The 14,276-nt window shown below is 72.8% G+C and carries 13 protein-coding genes; 11 read left to right on the forward strand and 2 right to left on the reverse strand.

Annotated features, from left to right (window positions below; all coding sequences use genetic code 11):
* The first annotated feature begins 1 nt into the window (after position 1).
* The 9 genes from PV796_RS32010 to PV796_RS32050 all read left to right on the forward strand — a co-directional run bounded on the left by PV796_RS32010 (position 2) and on the right by PV796_RS32050 (position 7,674).
* Positions 2 to 637, forward strand: coding sequence for a riboflavin synthase (locus PV796_RS32010; protein WP_274917119.1), 636 nt, complete (start codon positions 2 to 4; stop codon positions 635 to 637).
* Entirely contained in the window at positions 634 to 1,296 is a 663-nt protein-coding gene (locus tag PV796_RS32015) for a nicotinamide mononucleotide transporter family protein (protein WP_274917120.1), read from the forward strand. Before PV796_RS32010 ends, PV796_RS32015 begins: the two co-directional genes overlap by 4 nt.
* Positions 1,293 to 2,606 carry a bifunctional 3,4-dihydroxy-2-butanone-4-phosphate synthase/GTP cyclohydrolase II gene (locus tag PV796_RS32020; protein ID WP_274917122.1) on the forward strand — a complete coding sequence of 438 codons (1,314 nt, stop codon included), beginning with the start codon at positions 1,293 to 1,295 and terminating at the stop codon, positions 2,604 to 2,606. Before PV796_RS32015 ends, PV796_RS32020 begins: the two co-directional genes overlap by 4 nt.
* Before the next feature lie 45 nt (positions 2,607 to 2,651).
* On the forward strand, positions 2,652 to 3,137 hold the full coding sequence (gene ribH, locus PV796_RS32025; protein ID WP_274917124.1) for a 6,7-dimethyl-8-ribityllumazine synthase: 486 nt from the start codon (positions 2,652 to 2,654) through the stop codon (positions 3,135 to 3,137).
* An 83-nt stretch (positions 3,138 to 3,220) separates the two neighbouring features.
* Positions 3,221 to 3,493, forward strand: a complete 273-nt coding sequence (locus PV796_RS32030; RefSeq protein ID WP_274917125.1) for a phosphoribosyl-ATP diphosphatase — start codon at positions 3,221 to 3,223, stop codon at positions 3,491 to 3,493.
* Positions 3,494 to 3,545: 52 nt separating this feature from the next.
* Complete coding sequence (gene hisG, locus PV796_RS32035; protein WP_274917126.1) at positions 3,546 to 4,394, forward strand: ATP phosphoribosyltransferase; 849 nt, start codon at positions 3,546 to 3,548, stop codon at positions 4,392 to 4,394.
* A gap of 42 nt (positions 4,395 to 4,436) precedes the next feature.
* Positions 4,437 to 4,904, forward strand: coding sequence for a PH domain-containing protein (locus tag PV796_RS32040; RefSeq protein WP_274917128.1), 468 nt, complete (start codon positions 4,437 to 4,439; stop codon positions 4,902 to 4,904).
* 176 nt (positions 4,905 to 5,080) lie between these two features.
* On the forward strand, positions 5,081 to 6,454 hold the full coding sequence (locus PV796_RS32045; protein WP_274917129.1) for a hemolysin family protein: 1,374 nt from the start codon (positions 5,081 to 5,083) through the stop codon (positions 6,452 to 6,454).
* Positions 6,451 to 7,674, forward strand: coding sequence for a hemolysin family protein (locus tag PV796_RS32050; RefSeq protein WP_274917130.1), 1,224 nt, complete (start codon positions 6,451 to 6,453; stop codon positions 7,672 to 7,674). Before PV796_RS32045 ends, PV796_RS32050 begins: the two co-directional genes overlap by 4 nt.
* Positions 7,675 to 7,807: 133 nt before the next feature.
* Here the strand turns inward: PV796_RS32050 and PV796_RS32055 are convergent, their stop codons facing one another.
* Complete coding sequence (locus PV796_RS32055; protein ID WP_274917131.1) at positions 7,808 to 9,700, reverse strand: AAA family ATPase; 1,893 nt, start codon at positions 9,698 to 9,700, stop codon at positions 7,808 to 7,810.
* A gap of 494 nt (positions 9,701 to 10,194) precedes the next feature.
* Complete coding sequence (locus PV796_RS32060) at positions 10,195 to 10,803, reverse strand: uridine kinase family protein (protein WP_274917132.1); 609 nt, start codon at positions 10,801 to 10,803, stop codon at positions 10,195 to 10,197.
* 154 nt (positions 10,804 to 10,957) lie between these two features.
* On the opposite strand from PV796_RS32060, the gene PV796_RS32065 reads away from it, so the two are divergent.
* Positions 10,958 to 12,325, forward strand: a complete 1,368-nt coding sequence (locus PV796_RS32065; protein ID WP_274917133.1) for a peptidase C39 family protein — start codon at positions 10,958 to 10,960, stop codon at positions 12,323 to 12,325.
* Between the two features lie 535 nt (positions 12,326 to 12,860).
* Positions 12,861 to 14,231, forward strand: a complete 1,371-nt coding sequence (locus PV796_RS32070) for a hypothetical protein (protein ID WP_274917135.1) — start codon at positions 12,861 to 12,863, stop codon at positions 14,229 to 14,231.
* Positions 14,232 to 14,276 lie beyond the last annotated feature (45 nt).

Genomic DNA, 14,276 nt, shown 5'->3' on the forward strand with positions numbered 1-14,276 from the left:
CGTGTTCACCGGAATCGTCGAAGAACTGGGTGAGATCGTCGCCGTCGAGAACCTCGGTGACTCCTCCCGCTTCCGCCTGCGCGGCCCCGTCGTCACCGAGGACGCCAAGCACGGCGACTCGATCGCCGTCAACGGCGTCTGTCTGACGGTGGTGGACACCGGCGGCGGCGAGTTCACCGCCGATGTGATGGCCGAGACCCTCAACCGCTCCAGCCTCGGCGCGCTGGCCCCCGGCTCGCGGGTCAACCTGGAGCGCCCGATGGCGCTGGGTGGCCGGCTCGGTGGGCACCTCGTCCAGGGCCATGTCGACGGCACGGGCACGATTCTTGAGCGCACGCCCGGCGAGCACTGGGAGTTGGTGAAGGTCGGACTGCCCGCCCAACTCGCCCGTTACGTCGTCGAGAAGGGGTCCATCACCGTCGACGGCGTCAGCCTCACCGTCGTCGATGCCGCCGACGACCACTTCACCATCAGCCTCATCCCCACCACGCTCGCCCTGACCACCCTCGGCATCAAGCAGCCCGGCGACCCCGTCAACCTCGAAGTGGACGTGCTCGCCAAGTACGTCGAGCGGCTGCTCGGCCGGGGCGGCAAGGGCGCGGACGACCTCGCGGAGCTGAAGGAGACGGACCGGTGAGCGTCCTGGACTGGCTCAACGGCCCGGCGTTCACGGCCTTCGGGCAGCGCGTCATCTGGTCCGACATGATCGGCAACACCGTCGGCCTGGCCGCCCTGGCGCTCGGCTGGCGGCGCTCGATCTGGACCTGGCCCGCCCAGTTCCTCTCCGGCGTCATCCTCGTCGCCGCCTACGCCTCCGCCCACCTCAGCGGCGGCGTCGGCAAGCAACTGCTCGTCATCGGGGTGGCGTTGTGGGGCTGGCGGCAGTGGCAGCGCGGCCGCCGGCAGGCCCAGGACGGCTCGATCGCCGTCCGGTTCGCCACCTGGCGCGAGCGCGGGCTGCTGATCGGCGGCACCGCCGTCGGCACGCTCGCCGTCGGCGGGCTGTTCACCCTGGTCCCGCAGTTGTCCTGGAACCCCTGGCCGGACGCCTACATCTTCGTCGGCACGCTCGCCGCGATGGTCGCCCAGGCCCGCGGGCTGGTCGAGTTCTGGTTCGCCTGGCTGCTGGTCGACGTGGTCGGCGTCCCGCTCGCCTTCAGCAGCGGCCTGGCCTTCTCCGGCCTCGTCTACGTCGTCTACCTCGCCCTCGTCGCATGGGGCATGCGCGACTGGTGGCTCCGCTCGCGGGCCGCCACCGTCGCGGAGAGCTCCGCTTTGGAAGGAGTCGCGGCATGACCGCACTGCAGAGCTGGTACGCCGAGGTCGAGTCCGACGACCTCACCCTGGACCCGGTCGAGCGGGCCATCGCCGACATCGCCGCCGGCCGGCCGGTCGTCGTGGTGGACGACGAGAACCGCGAGAACGAGGGCGACCTGATCGTCGCGGCCGAGAAGGCCACCCCCGAGATCATCGCGTTCATGATGAGCGAGTGCCGCGGCCTGATCTGCGCCCCCATGGAGGGCCCCGAGCTGGACCGGCTCGGCCTGCCGCAGATGGTCGAGCACAACACCGAGTCGATGCGGACCGCCTTCACCGTCTCCGTCGACGCCACCGCCGCGCACGGCGTCTCCACCGGCATCTCCGCCGCCGACCGCGCCACCACCCTGCGCCTGCTGGCCGCCGGCGACAGCGTTCCCGGCGACTTCGTCCGGCCCGGCCACATCTTCCCGCTGCGCGCCAAGCCCGGCGGCGTCCTGGTCCGCAACGGCCACACCGAGGCCGGCGTGGACCTCGCCCGGCTGGCCGGACTGCGCCCCGCCGCCGCCATCGTCGAGATCGCCGGCGAGGACGGCACCATGCTGCGGCTGCCCGAGCTCGTCCCGTTCGCCCGCAAGCACGGCCTGTCGATCATCTCCATCGAGGACCTGATTGCCTACCGGCGTTCCGCGGAGCCCACCGTCCGCCGCGAGGCCACCACCCGACTTCCCACCGCCTTCGGCGAGTTCACCGCCCACGGCTACCGCTCCACGGTCGACGGCGTCGAGCACATCGCCCTGGTCGCCGGCGACCTCGGCGACGGCGAGGACGTCCTGGTCCGGGTCCACTCCGAGTGCCTGACCGGGGACGTCTTCCACTCGCTGCGCTGCGACTGCGGCCCCCAACTGGAGGCGTCGCTGCGCCGGATCAGCCAGGCCGGCCGCGGCGTGGTGGTCTACCTCCGCGGCCACGAGGGACGCGGCATCGGCCTGCTGTCCAAGCTGCGCGCCTACGAACTCCAGGAGAACGGCCGGGACACCCTCGACGCCAACCTCGAACTGGGGCTGCCCGCCGACTCCCGCGACTACGGCGCCGGCGCCCAGATGCTCACCGACCTCGGCGTCCGCTCGCTGCGGCTGCTGACCAACAACCCCGACAAGACCGACGCCCTGGTGCGGCACGGCCTCACCGTCACCGGCCGCGAGCCGATGCCCGTCCAGGCCGGCGAACACAACCTGCGGTACCTGCGCACCAAGCGCGACCGGATGGGGCACGACCTGCCCTGGCTGGACGGCGCCGCCGGCCCGGCCGCCGACCCCGCCGCGGCCGGCCCCTGCGGCAACCAGTGACGACCGTCAGCCGGACCCCACACCACCACCCGTAAGAGGAGAAGCATGAGCGGCAAGGGCGCACCCGAACTGTCCGTGAAGAACTGTGGCGACCTGCGGGTGGCCGTGATCGCCGCGCAGTGGCACCAGAAGGTCATGGACGGCCTGGTGGACGGCGCGTTGCGGGCCCTGTCGGAACTGGGCATCGACGAGCCGACGCTGCTGAGGGTGCCCGGCGCCTTCGAACTCCCGGTGGTCGCCAAGGTCCTGGCCGGCCGCGGCTATGACGCGGTGGTCGCGCTCGGCGTCGTCATCCGCGGCGGCACCCCGCACTTCGACTACGTCTGCCAGGGCGTCACCCAGGGCCTGACCCAGGTCTCGGTGGACACCGGCGTGCCGGTCGGCTTCGGCGTGCTGACCTGCGACACCGAGGAGCAGGCGCTGGACCGCGCCGGCCTGCCCGGGTCGGTCGAGGACAAGGGCCACGAGGCGGTCACCGCCGCGGTCGCCACCGCCGCCACGCTCCGCACCGTCGCCGAGCCCTGGCGCTGACCGGCCCGCCCGTCACCCGCCACCGCCCTTGGGTCGAGGCGCTGCGCGCCACTGTGACATCACCGCGTAGGCTAGGCGGCATCATGTCCAAGAAGACGTTCGAGGAGCTCTTCGCCGAGCTCCAGCAGAAGGCCGCCACCGGCGACCCGGCCACCTCCCGCACCGCCGAGCTGGTGCAGTCCGGCGTCCATTCCATCGGCAAGAAGATCGTCGAGGAAGCCGCCGAGGTCTGGATGGCCGCGGAGCACGAGTCGCACGACGCCGCCGCCGAGGAGATCTCCCAGCTCCTCTACCACCTTCAGGTGATGATGGTCGCCAAGGGCATCTCCCTCGACGACGTCTACGCCCACCTCTGAACCACCCTCCCCGCACTCCCCAACTCTCCCAGCCGTAAAGGAAATCGCCGTCATGCTGCGCATCGCTGTCCCCAACAAGGGTTCACTGTCCGAGCCTGCGTCGGCGATGCTCCATGAGGCCGGCTACCGCCAGCGCAAGGACCGTCGGGAGCTGGTCCTGGTCGACGCCGAGAACGAGGTCGAGTTCTTCTTCCTGCGCCCCCGCGACATCGCGGTCTACGTCGGCTCGGGCAAGCTGGACATCGGCATCACCGGCCGGGACCTGCTGCTCGACTCCGGCTCGCCGGCCGAGGAGATCCTCCAGCTCGGCTTCGCCGGCTCCACGTTCCGCTACGCCACCCGCCCGGGCACGGCCAAGGACGTGGCCGACTTCGGCGGCATGACCATCGCCACCTCCTTCTCCGGCCTGGTCACCAAGCACCTGGCCGACAACGGCGTGGACGCCTCCGTCGTCCACCTCGACGGCGCGGTGGAGACCGCGATCCAGCTCGGCGTCGCCGAGATCATCGCCGACGTGGTGGAGACCGGCACCACCCTGCGCAACGCCGGACTGGAGGTCATCGGCGAGCCGATCCTCACGTCCGAGGCCGTGGTCATCCGCGGCACCGGCGCTCCGGACGACGACCCCAAGGTCCGCCAGTTCCTCCGCCGGATGCAGGGCGTCCTGGTGGCCCGCCGGTACGTGATGATGGACTACGACATCCGCGTCGACCAGGTCGAGAAGGCCGTGGCGCTCACGCCGGGCCTGGAGTCGCCGACCGTCTCCCCGCTGCACCACGAGGGCTGGGTCGCGGTCCGCTCGATGGTCCCGTCCAAGGACGCCCAGCGGATCATGGACGAGCTCTACGACCTCGGCGCCCGCGCGATCCTGACCACCGGCATCCACGCCTGCCGGCTCTGAACATCCCCCGCCCCGCCCACACCCCCTGACGGAAGACGACCCGTGTCCGCGCCCGCGTCCCCCGCCGCCCTGCCCGACCTCCCGGTGACCTTCCGGCCGACCCGCACCCGGGCCGTCCTGTACACCGTCGGCATCGCCCAGCTCGCCGCCCTCGTCGCGATCGCGCTGCTGCTGCCGGAGTTGAGCGGCGGCGAGCGGATCAGCTTCGTGGCCACCGGCGTCCTGGTGGCCGCCGTCCTGATGCTGCTCAGCCGCCCCAAGGTGGTCGCCCACCCGGAGGGCGTGCGGATCGTCAACCTCACCACCCGGCGCGACCTGGCCTGGGCCCAGGTGCTGCGCGTCAACCTCCGTGCGGGCGACCCCTGGGTCCATCTGGACCTCGCCGACGGCACCAGCCTGCCCGCGATGGGCATCCAGCCCGGCATCGCCCGGGAGCAGGCCATCCGCGACGCCCGGGCGCTGCGCGACCTCGTCGAGCGGCACGGTGCCGTCGACCACACGGGCCGATGACCCTGGCCCTGACGCCGGCCCCGCTGTTTACTCTGTTCTCCGGGGCGCGCCCGCGCCCCGTCCCCGTAGAGGGGAACCCAACGACCCGAGGAGTGACTCCCTCCGGCAATGGACGGATCGTCCTGTAGTACCTGCGCCGCCCCTCCCGAACCCCCGCATACGACGGAGGCGGCGGCATGACCGGCCCCCTGCTGCTCCTCCTTGCGGCACTCGCACTCATCCTCGCCAACGGCTTCTTCGTGGCCGCCGAGTTCGGACTCGTCACCGTCGAGAAGGCGGACGCCGAACGGGCCGCGGCCGACGGCGACCGCCGGGCCGGCACCGTCGTCTCCGCACTGCGGGAACTCTCCTTCCAGCTCTCCGGCACCCAACTCGGCATCACCATCACCTCCTTGGTGGTCGGGATGCTCGCCGAGCCGGCGCTGGCCGAGCTGCTCTCCGACCCGCTGCGCGCCCTCCACCTGCCCGAGGGCGCCATACCGGGCATCGCGGTCGTCATCGGCATGCTGGTGGCCTCCGCCGTCCAGATGGTCGTCGGTGAACTGGTGCCCAAGAACTGGGCGGTCTCCAAGCCGCTCCAGGTCGCCCGGGTCGTCGCCGGGCCGCAGAACGCCTTCTCCCGCTTCTTCCGACCGGTGATCACCTTGCTGAACACCGTCGCCAACCGGCTGGTCCGCGCCCTGGGCGTGGAGCCCACCGACGAACTCGCCTCCGCCCGCACCCCCGGCGAACTGGTCTCGCTGGCCCGGCACTCGGCCCGGGCCGGGGCGATCGAGCAGGACACCGCGGACCTCTTCGTCCGCACCCTCTCGCTGGGCGACCTCACCGCGGAGAACGTGATGACGCCCCGCGTCCGGGTCAGCGCCCTCCAGGCGAGCGCCACCGCCGAGGACGTCGTCAACCTCACCCGTGCCACCGGGCTCTCCCGCTTCCCCGTCTACCGCACCCGGCTCGACGAGATCGTCGGCATGGTGCACCTCAAGGACGCGTTGGCGGTCCCCGCCGAGGACCGGATGCGCGTCCCCGCGGCCCGGATCGCGGTGGCGCCGCTGCTGGTCCCCGAAACGCTGCCGGTGCAGCCGCTGTTGGAGCGGCTGCGCAGCGAGCAGCCGATCGCCGTGGTCGTCGACGAGTACGGCGGCACCGCCGGCGTGGTGACCCTGGAGGACATCATCGAGGAGCTCGTCGGCGAGGTCCGCGACGAGCACGACCGGGCGGACCTGCCCGAGCTCGGCCAGGCTCCGCCGGAGGACGGCCGGCCCGCGTGGGACGCCGACGGCGGCTGCCGGGTCGACACCCTGCGCCGGATCGGCCTGTCCGCCCCCGAGGGCCCGTACGAGACCGTCGCCGGGCTGGTCGCGCACATACTCGGCCGGATCCCGGCCCCGGGCGACACCGCGGAACTCGACGGCTGGCGGCTGCGGGTGCGGCTGGTCTCGCACCACCGCGCCGAGCGGATACGACTGGTCCGGCTGGCCCCCGCGGCTCCCGCGGTCCCCGAGGCGGCCGCCCGGGAGCGGGTCGCGGCCGGTGCGGAGGTGGCCCGATGACCATGGCCCAACTCCTCTTCGCCGTCCTGCTCGTGCTCGCCAACGGCTTCTTCGTCGGCGCCGAGTTCGCCCTGGTCTCGGTCCGCCGCAGCCAGATCGAACCGCTCGCCGTCATGGGCTCCAAGCGGGCCCGCCGGGTCCTGCACGGCCTGGAGAACCTGCCGCAGATGATGGCCGCCGCCCAGTTCGGCATCACCATCTGCTCCCTGACCCTCGGCGCGGTCGCCGAACCGACCGTCGCCCGCCTGCTGGAGCCGGCCTTCGCGGCTGCCCGGCTGCCGACCGCCCTGGTCCACCCGCTCGGCTACGCCATCGCCCTGGCCCTGGTGGTCTTCCTCCACCTCGTCATCGGCGAGATGGTCCCGAAGAACCTCGCGATGGCCGCGCCGGAGAAGACCGCCCTGTGGTTCAGCCCCGGGCTGGTCGCCTTCGCCCGGCTGTGCCGCCCGGTCACCGCGCTGCTCGGCGCGCTGGCCCGCGGGGTGTTGCGGCTCTTCCGCGTCGAGCCCAAGGACGAGGTCGAGGCGGTCTTCACCAGCGAGCAACTCACCCATCTCGTCGAGGACTCCGGCCAGGCGGGACTGCTCGACCCCGTCGAGCAGGAGCGGCTCTCCGACGCCCTGGAGCTCGGCAGCCGCCCGGTCACCGACGTGCTGCTGGACCCCGCCGGACTGATCACCGTCGAACCGACGGTGACGCCCCGACAGGTGGAGGAGCTGACCGTGCGGACCGGCTACTCCCGCTTCCCGGTGTGCGCGCCGGGCGGCGCCTACATGGGCTATCTGCACGTCAAGGACGTCCTGGACCTGGAGGAACGGGATCGGGCGGTGCCGCAGCGGTTCTGGCACCCGATGGCCACGCTCCGGGCCGAACTGCCCCTGGACGACGCCCTGACGGCGATGCGCCGGGCCGCCTCGCACCTCGCATCGGTCGCCGACGCCACCGGTCGGGTGCTCGGCCTGGTCACGCTGGAGGACGTCCTGGAGATGCTGGTCGGCGAGGTCCGCGACCCGGCGCACCGGACGGAGGCGGCGGCGACCGCTTCGGCGGCGGCGGTGCCTTCGGGGGCCGCGGCCGGTACGGAGGCCGACGACGCCGACGAGACGGGCGAGCGGCGCGGCGAGGTGCACGAGTTGGCCGAGCCGCGTGCGTCGGACGAGCCGGACGCGTCGCGCGAGGGGGTGCCGTCGGCGGCCGAGAACCCCGCGCTGGCGAGCTGAGCGGCGCCGAGCGGCCGCGGGATGGGAAAGGGGCGTGCCGGGACCACCGGCGCGCCCCGCGTCCGTTCCTGCGCCCTTACTGGCCGGGTCCGTTCCGGCGCTCCTACCGGGCCGGTTGCCCACCGGCTCCCTCTTACAGGTCGAGCTCCTGCGGCGGCGCCTGCGGGTCCGGGCCGCGGCCGGAGAGCACCTCGCCGTACGCCTGCATCAGGTCCGGCAGGCGGAGCGTGGCGAGGTCGTCCCGGGACGGGGTGGTCTGCCAGGTGGACAGCCGCAGATCGCGGTAGGCGCAGCTCTTCTCGTACAGGGTGCGCAGGAAGCGGCCGTTGCCCAGTTCGTCGATCCACCCCTGCTCGACGACGTGGCCGTTGATGCTGCACAGCTCCTCGCGGGCCTCCTCGTCCCAGCGGTCGCCGTTCTCCGCGGCCAACACCTCGCCGATCTTGGTCAGTTCCAGTGGCCGGTAGCTGGGGAAGTCCACCCGGCTGGTGAACCGCGACGACAGGCCCGGGTTGGCGGCCAGCAGCCGGTCCATGCCCTCGGGGTAGCCGGCCAGGATGACCACCAGCCGGTCGCGGTTGTCCTCGGCGCGCTTCAGCAGCACCTGGAGGGCCTCGTCGCCGTACGCGTCGCCCTTGCTGTAGCCGGAGTTGGCGAGGCTGTACGCCTCGTCGACGAAGAGCACGCCGCCCAGCGCCGAGTCGATCAGTTCGTTCGCCTTGACCGCGGTCTGGCCGAGGAACTCGCCGACCAGATCCGCCCGTTGGGCCTCCACGAGATGGTCGCCGCCGAGCAGCCCCAGCGCGTAGAAGACCCGGCCGAGTATCCGGGCCACCGTGGTCTTGCCGGTCCCCGAGGGCCCGGAGAAGACGAAGTGCCGCTTCGGGGGCGCCACCGGCAGGCCCTGGCTCGCGCGCAGCCGGGCCATCCGCAACTGCGCCGAGAGCGCCCGCACATGCCGCTTGACCGGCTCCATGCCGACCATCCGCTCCAGCTCCGCCAGCGCCTTCTCCAGCAGCACCGGATCGGCCGGCCCGGTGGGCAGCCGGTCGCCGCCGTAGCGGCCCGGCACGGTGACCTTGGCGCGGGCCGCGCGGCCGTCCCCGGTGGGCGGCACCGCCGGCTCCGCCTCCTGCCCGGCCCCCTCGCCGGTCACCAGCAACTCCCGCCCGTCCACCGGGTCCAGCGGATCGAGGTCGCCGCCGGCCTGTTGGGCCGGGCCCTGGGCGGGGACGGTCGCCAGGCCGCCGCCCTCGTCCAGCCCGTCCGCCTCGGCTATGGCGGCCAGCCGGGCGGCGGTGTCCATGAACGTCGGGTCGACGCGGTGCACCGCGCGGTAGAGGGGGAGGGCGGCGGCGCTGCGGCCGGTGCCCTCGTAGGCGCGGGCGAGCCAGTAGCGCAGCTCCTTGCGTTGCGGCTGCTCGCTGCGGCACCGCATCAGCGCGGTGGCCAGCAGCGGTTCGGCCTGCCCGTACGTCTCCAGCCGGACCCGCGCCATGCCGCCGAACAGCCCCGCCTCGATGCCCAGCACCGGGTCGCCGAGCAGCGGTTCGGTGTGCCGGACGAGCTGGTCCCAGTCCTTGACGAGATAGGCGCGGCAGGCGTGCAGGAACCGCACCTGGGGGTCGGTGTCCACCGGCGGGCAGCCGGCCAGCGCCTGGTCGAGCTCGGCGACGTGCCGGCCGTCGAGCCAGTGGGAGGCGTGCGCCAGGAGGAGGTCACGGCCGGTCTCCAGTACGGGCTGGACCCACCAGCCCAGCCAGTACCAGGAGTTGAGGGCGCGTCGGTGCCGGGCGCGCTGTTCGCCGAAGCGGTCGCGGTGCTGGTGCATCCGCAGCAGCGCCATGGTGGTGTCGGCGCGCAGCGCGTGCAGGCCGAGCCAGGCGTCGGCCATCGACGGGTCGAGCCGCACCGCGGCCCGGAACTCCTCCTCGGCCTGGGGGTAGGCCCCCATGGTGTAGGCGTCCACCGCGCGCAGCCAGGCGAGTTCGGCCGGGGCGGGCGAACCCTGAGTGCCGACATCCATCCCGTCCCCCCACAAAACGTCCCCCCGTGGTGTACCACCGGACGTGTGCCGGGCCGCGCTCCCAGGGCCGGCTGGCCCTGGCCGAACCGATGTGTGAGGGACGGGAGTTGCCCCGCCACGCGCCCTGGTCCGGGTCCTGCGGTGGCACAGACTCGCATCGTACCTGCGCTGTCGGTGCAGGTCGTAGAGGGCCGCACGAGGTGGAAACGGGGGCGTGAACGGGGGCGTGTCGGCGGGAAGAGAGCGGTGACCCTGGGTGAAGAAAGTGCGCCGTGGTGACCGCCGCGCGGAGAATCCACGCAGAACGAAGCCCCCGATCACGGGGGAACAACCGGGGGCTTCGCGTCTGCAGGCGGTCCGAAGAACCGCACATTCAGAACGTAAGTCCTGTACGCCCCCTGGGTCAAGCCGAGTTGGCGCACTCGGCGGGTCCCGTTCGTCGACTGTCGGCGTGTCAGCCACGGACGGCTACGCAGGGTGAATTCCGGGCCTGTTCACGGCCGTCCGGCGGGTCCCACCCGTACCTCGTATCCCATCTGCCCCTGGAGTACCAGGAGATCGGCGTGCGGCCGGGACGGATCGGCCGCGAAGTGCGCTCGCTCCGCCGGGATCCAGCCATCCCAGAACGCTGACTGCCCCGGCCCGTCCCGGAGTTGACCCCGTTCCCATGAATGCTCGCTCGCCAGTTCCATCCACAGCAGGCACGCCGCGTACGGCCGCAGCGCGCGCCGTCCGGTGCCGACGCCCTCGACGAGCGCCACCGGGGCCGGCGGCAGCTCCCGCACCTCGGCGAACTCCCGGCGCACCCAGTCGTAGACCCCGTAGCGCGCCGTTTCGCCACGGGACAGCGGGTCGAGCACCTGCTCCCGGAACCGGTCGCTCCACTCGAACAGTTCCTCGTGCGTCGCGAGATCGTCGGTGTGCACGACCGGGGCGCCGCCCAGCGCCTCCGCCAGCCGCGCCGCGAAGGTGCTCTTGCCGGAGCCCGCGTGCCCGTCCACCGCGATCAGCCGCACCGGGCCGCAGGAGGGCGGCAGGGTGTGCAGCCGGGCGGCGAGCGGGTCCAGCACGGGGTCCGGGGCGGAGGTTGGGGCGGGGGTCATCCCACCAGCCTACGCATCAGTGGTCCACACCAATGTTCCTGGCGCGACGCGCGTCGCAGCGCCTTCCGAAGCCCGCCCGGAACGGAGATAGTTGAGCCCACTCGCACCAGCCCCGCACGTCCCGATCACGTCCGACGTCCGACAGGGGGACCCCATGAGCAGCTCCGCGCCCCGGCGCACCGTCCTGGCCGCCGCGCTCGCCGCCGCCGCGGCCGCCGCCACCCCCCTCCCCGCGGCCGCCGCCCCCCACCACGCCACTCCACCGAACCCGACCCGGACGACGAACCCCGTGGACTACCACGCCTGGACCACCCCCACCGACTGGCACCGGGGCACCGCCCACGGCACCCGCGTCGCCGCCGGCTACCGCCCCGGCATCCGCATCGCCCGCCCCGTCGGCACCACCGACTACCACGACCCCCACACCGGCAAGTCCGCCACCTGGGAATACGCGACCTGGACCGGCCCCGTCCACCGCCTTCCGGTGCCCGCCACCGAGGCCGTCGCCTCCTGGAACGCGCACACCCCGCCCGGCACCTGGATCGCCGTGGAACTGCGCGCCACCTACTCGGACGGCGGCCGCACCCCCTGGTACGTCATGGGCCGCTGGACCGCCGGCGACGGCGACGCCGACATCCGGCGCACCTCCGTCGACGACCAGAAGGACGGCCGCAGCGCCGTCTCCACCGACACCCTCGCCCTCAACGACCCCACCACCGGCCTCCGTTTCACCGCCTACCAGCTCCGCCTCACCCTCCTCCGCCGTCCCGGCAGCCCCCAGACCCCCACTGTCTGGCGCCTGGGCGCGATGGCCTCGGACGTCCCGGCCCGCTTCGAGGTCCCGCCCTCCACCCCCGGCCTGGTCGGCCACGAACTCCGCGTCCCCCGCTACTCGCAGGAGATCCACAAAGGGCAGTACCCCGAGTACGACAACGGGGGAGAGGCGTGGTGCAGCCCCACCTCCTCCGAGACGATCATCGAGCACTGGGGCCGCCGCCCCACCCGCAAACAGCTCGCCTGGGTCGACCCCACCTACGCCGACCCCCAGGTCTGCCACGCCGCCCGCTACACCTTCGACTACCAGTACAAGGGCTGCGGCAACTGGCCCTTCAACGCCGCCTACGCCGCCACCTACCGCGACCTCCAGGCCGTCGTCACCCGCCTCTCCTCCCTCAACGACGTCGAACGCCTCGTCCACGCCGGCATCCCCGTCATCACCTCCCAGTCCTTCCTCAAGTCCGAACTCGACGGCGCCGGTTACGGCACCGCCGGCCACCTCATGACCGTCATCGGCTTCACCTCGACCGGCGACGTCATCGCCAACGACCCGGCCGCCCCCAACGACCCCGCCGTCCGCCGCGTCTACCAACGCCACCAGTTCGAAACCATCTGGCTACGGACGAAGCGCAAGGACGCAACAGGCCAGGTCAAGTCCGGCTCGGGCGGCGTGTGTTACCTCTACTTCCCGGCGAACCCAACACCAACTCAGCACCGCGTCCTGCGCGAACTCGGCATCCGCTAGCGCCCAGACGGCGAGCCCAACCGCCAACCCCTCCGGCAGAAAGCCCCGGAAGGCCATCGCGACCACCGAACGGGAGCGCTCACGCCCGTCCTGGGTGAGGCGCCCGTATCGATCGACCGTGACCTTGATGGACCGGTGTCCGAGCCAACGCGACACCTCGTGAAGGGAGACTCCATTCGTCAGGGTCACGGGGTCACGGTCGCCCATTTGTGGCGCCCATGAGTTGGGGGCGGGGGACCGTGTTGGTTCCTGGAGAGCGGGCATCATGGCGGCGTTTCCCCGCGCGTTGAGTGCTGGGGAGGTGATTCCGTAGGTGTGGGGCGTGGCGGGCGTTTTGGGGCTGGGTGGGGGTCTTTGCCGGGGGTGTCGTTTCACTGGTTTCACGGGGTTCGGCGGGTGGGAGGGGTTCCCGGGCGGGGGCGGGGGGCCTTGAATCGCTGGTCTGGTCCTGCCGCGCGGAGGTGGGTGCGTGGCGGGGGAGTCGAGGCGATGTGAGGGTGGGGGCGTTGTGTCTCGCTGCACTCCCAATCGGCAGTTGTCCGCGCTTCTGTTGGAGGCCGACTGGAGCGCCGCTGATCTGGCCCGGGCGGTCAACGCCCTGGGGACGGCACAGGGGTTGGCGCTGCGGTACGACCGCACGTCCGTTGCGCACTGGCTCACCGGCTCCCGGCCGCGGGCGCCCGTCCCGGACCTGGCCGCGCAGGCGTTGAGCCGTCGCAGTGGGCGTCCGGTCACCGCTCGGGAGACCGGGCTCACGCAGTTTCCGAGAGCGGCGGCCGTACGGTCCGGGTTGGCCGAGGAGGGGGAGCCGCTGCGGCGGTTGGGCGCGTTGTGCCGGGGGGAGTCGGACCCGGCGCAGCGGGCCGAGCTGGCGCGGACCGTTTACACGGTGACGACCGCGCCCTCCGCGCGGCCCGGGCCCGCCCCGCCCCCCGCCCGGGTGGCGGCGCGGCGGCGGGCGGTTCATCCGTCCGACGTGCAGGGGCTGACGGAGATGAGCGGGGTGTTCGCGTCCCTGGCGCAGACGCATGGGGGCGGGCATGCGCGGACGGCGTTGGCCGCCTACCTCGGGGATGACGTCGTTCCGCTGCTGGACGCCTCGGGGAGCGAGTCGTGGCACCGTGAACTGCTCACCGGCTGCGCCCAGTTGACGCATGTGTTGGCGGCCATGACCGATGACGCCGGGCACCACGGCCTGGCCCGGCGGTACTTCCGCACGACGCTGTCGCTGGCTCGTGAGGCCGGGAGCCGGGCCGTGCGGGCCATCACGCTGCGGGTGATGAGTGGTCAGGCGTTGCGGTTGGGGTATCTGCACCACGCCGCGGAGCTTGCCCAGGCCGCGGTGGGGGTGGATGCGGCGGGGCTCGACGTGCAGGCGTTCGTGCTGGTCCAGCGTGCTCTCGTGCGGGCTACGCAGCGTCGTGCGCGGGAGGCGTTGGCGGACTTGGGGGCGGCGGAGGGGGCGCACGAGCGGGCTTCCGGCGCGCCCGGGCCGTTCACCGCCTATCCCCGGTCCGGGCTCGACTACCAACGCGCGCTGACGTTCCGGGCCCTCGGGCGGACGGACGACGCGCTGGCCGCCCTGCACGACTCGGTGCGCCACCGTTCCGGCGGTGAGCAGCGCGGGGACGCGCTGACCCAGGCGCGGATCGCCGAAATGCTGTTGGAGCAGGGGCGGTTGGAGGAAGCCTGTGCGCGCTGGCACGCCTTCCTCGACGTCTATCCGCGCCTGCACTCCGTCCAGGCCGACCAGGCCCTCGGCCGCCTCACCCGCACCCTGCGCAGCTTCGTCCGCCATCCGCACGCGGCGGGGGTGCAGGAGCGGGCGCGGGGCGTCTCGCGCCCGACCCGTTTGACTCATCCAGCCCGTCCGACCCGTCCGACCCGTCCGGCCCGAACGGCCTGACGGACGCCGCGTCATTGCGCCGCCCGCCCGCGCGGGCCCCCGGCT

The organism is Streptomyces sp. WZ-12, assembly GCF_028898845.1.
Lineage (GTDB): Bacteria > Actinomycetota > Actinomycetes > Streptomycetales > Streptomycetaceae > Streptomyces.

Coding starts and splice junctions, on each gene's coding strand:
- PV796_RS32020 (WP_274917122.1), top strand. CDS start 1,293: ATGACCGCACTGCAGAGCTGGTACGCCGAGGTCGAGTCCGACGACCTC.
- PV796_RS32055 (WP_274917131.1), bottom strand. CDS start 9,700: ATGGATGTCGGCACTCAGGGTTCGCCCGCCCCGGCCGAACTCGCCTGG.
- PV796_RS32030 (WP_274917125.1), top strand. CDS start 3,221: ATGTCCAAGAAGACGTTCGAGGAGCTCTTCGCCGAGCTCCAGCAGAAG.
- ribH (WP_274917124.1), top strand. CDS start 2,652: ATGAGCGGCAAGGGCGCACCCGAACTGTCCGTGAAGAACTGTGGCGAC.
- hisG (WP_274917126.1), top strand. CDS start 3,546: ATGCTGCGCATCGCTGTCCCCAACAAGGGTTCACTGTCCGAGCCTGCG.
- PV796_RS32060 (WP_274917132.1), bottom strand. CDS start 10,803: ATGACCCCCGCCCCAACCTCCGCCCCGGACCCCGTGCTGGACCCGCTC.
- PV796_RS32065 (WP_274917133.1), top strand. CDS start 10,958: ATGAGCAGCTCCGCGCCCCGGCGCACCGTCCTGGCCGCCGCGCTCGCC.
- PV796_RS32050 (WP_274917130.1), top strand. CDS start 6,451: ATGACCATGGCCCAACTCCTCTTCGCCGTCCTGCTCGTGCTCGCCAAC.
- PV796_RS32045 (WP_274917129.1), top strand. CDS start 5,081: ATGACCGGCCCCCTGCTGCTCCTCCTTGCGGCACTCGCACTCATCCTC.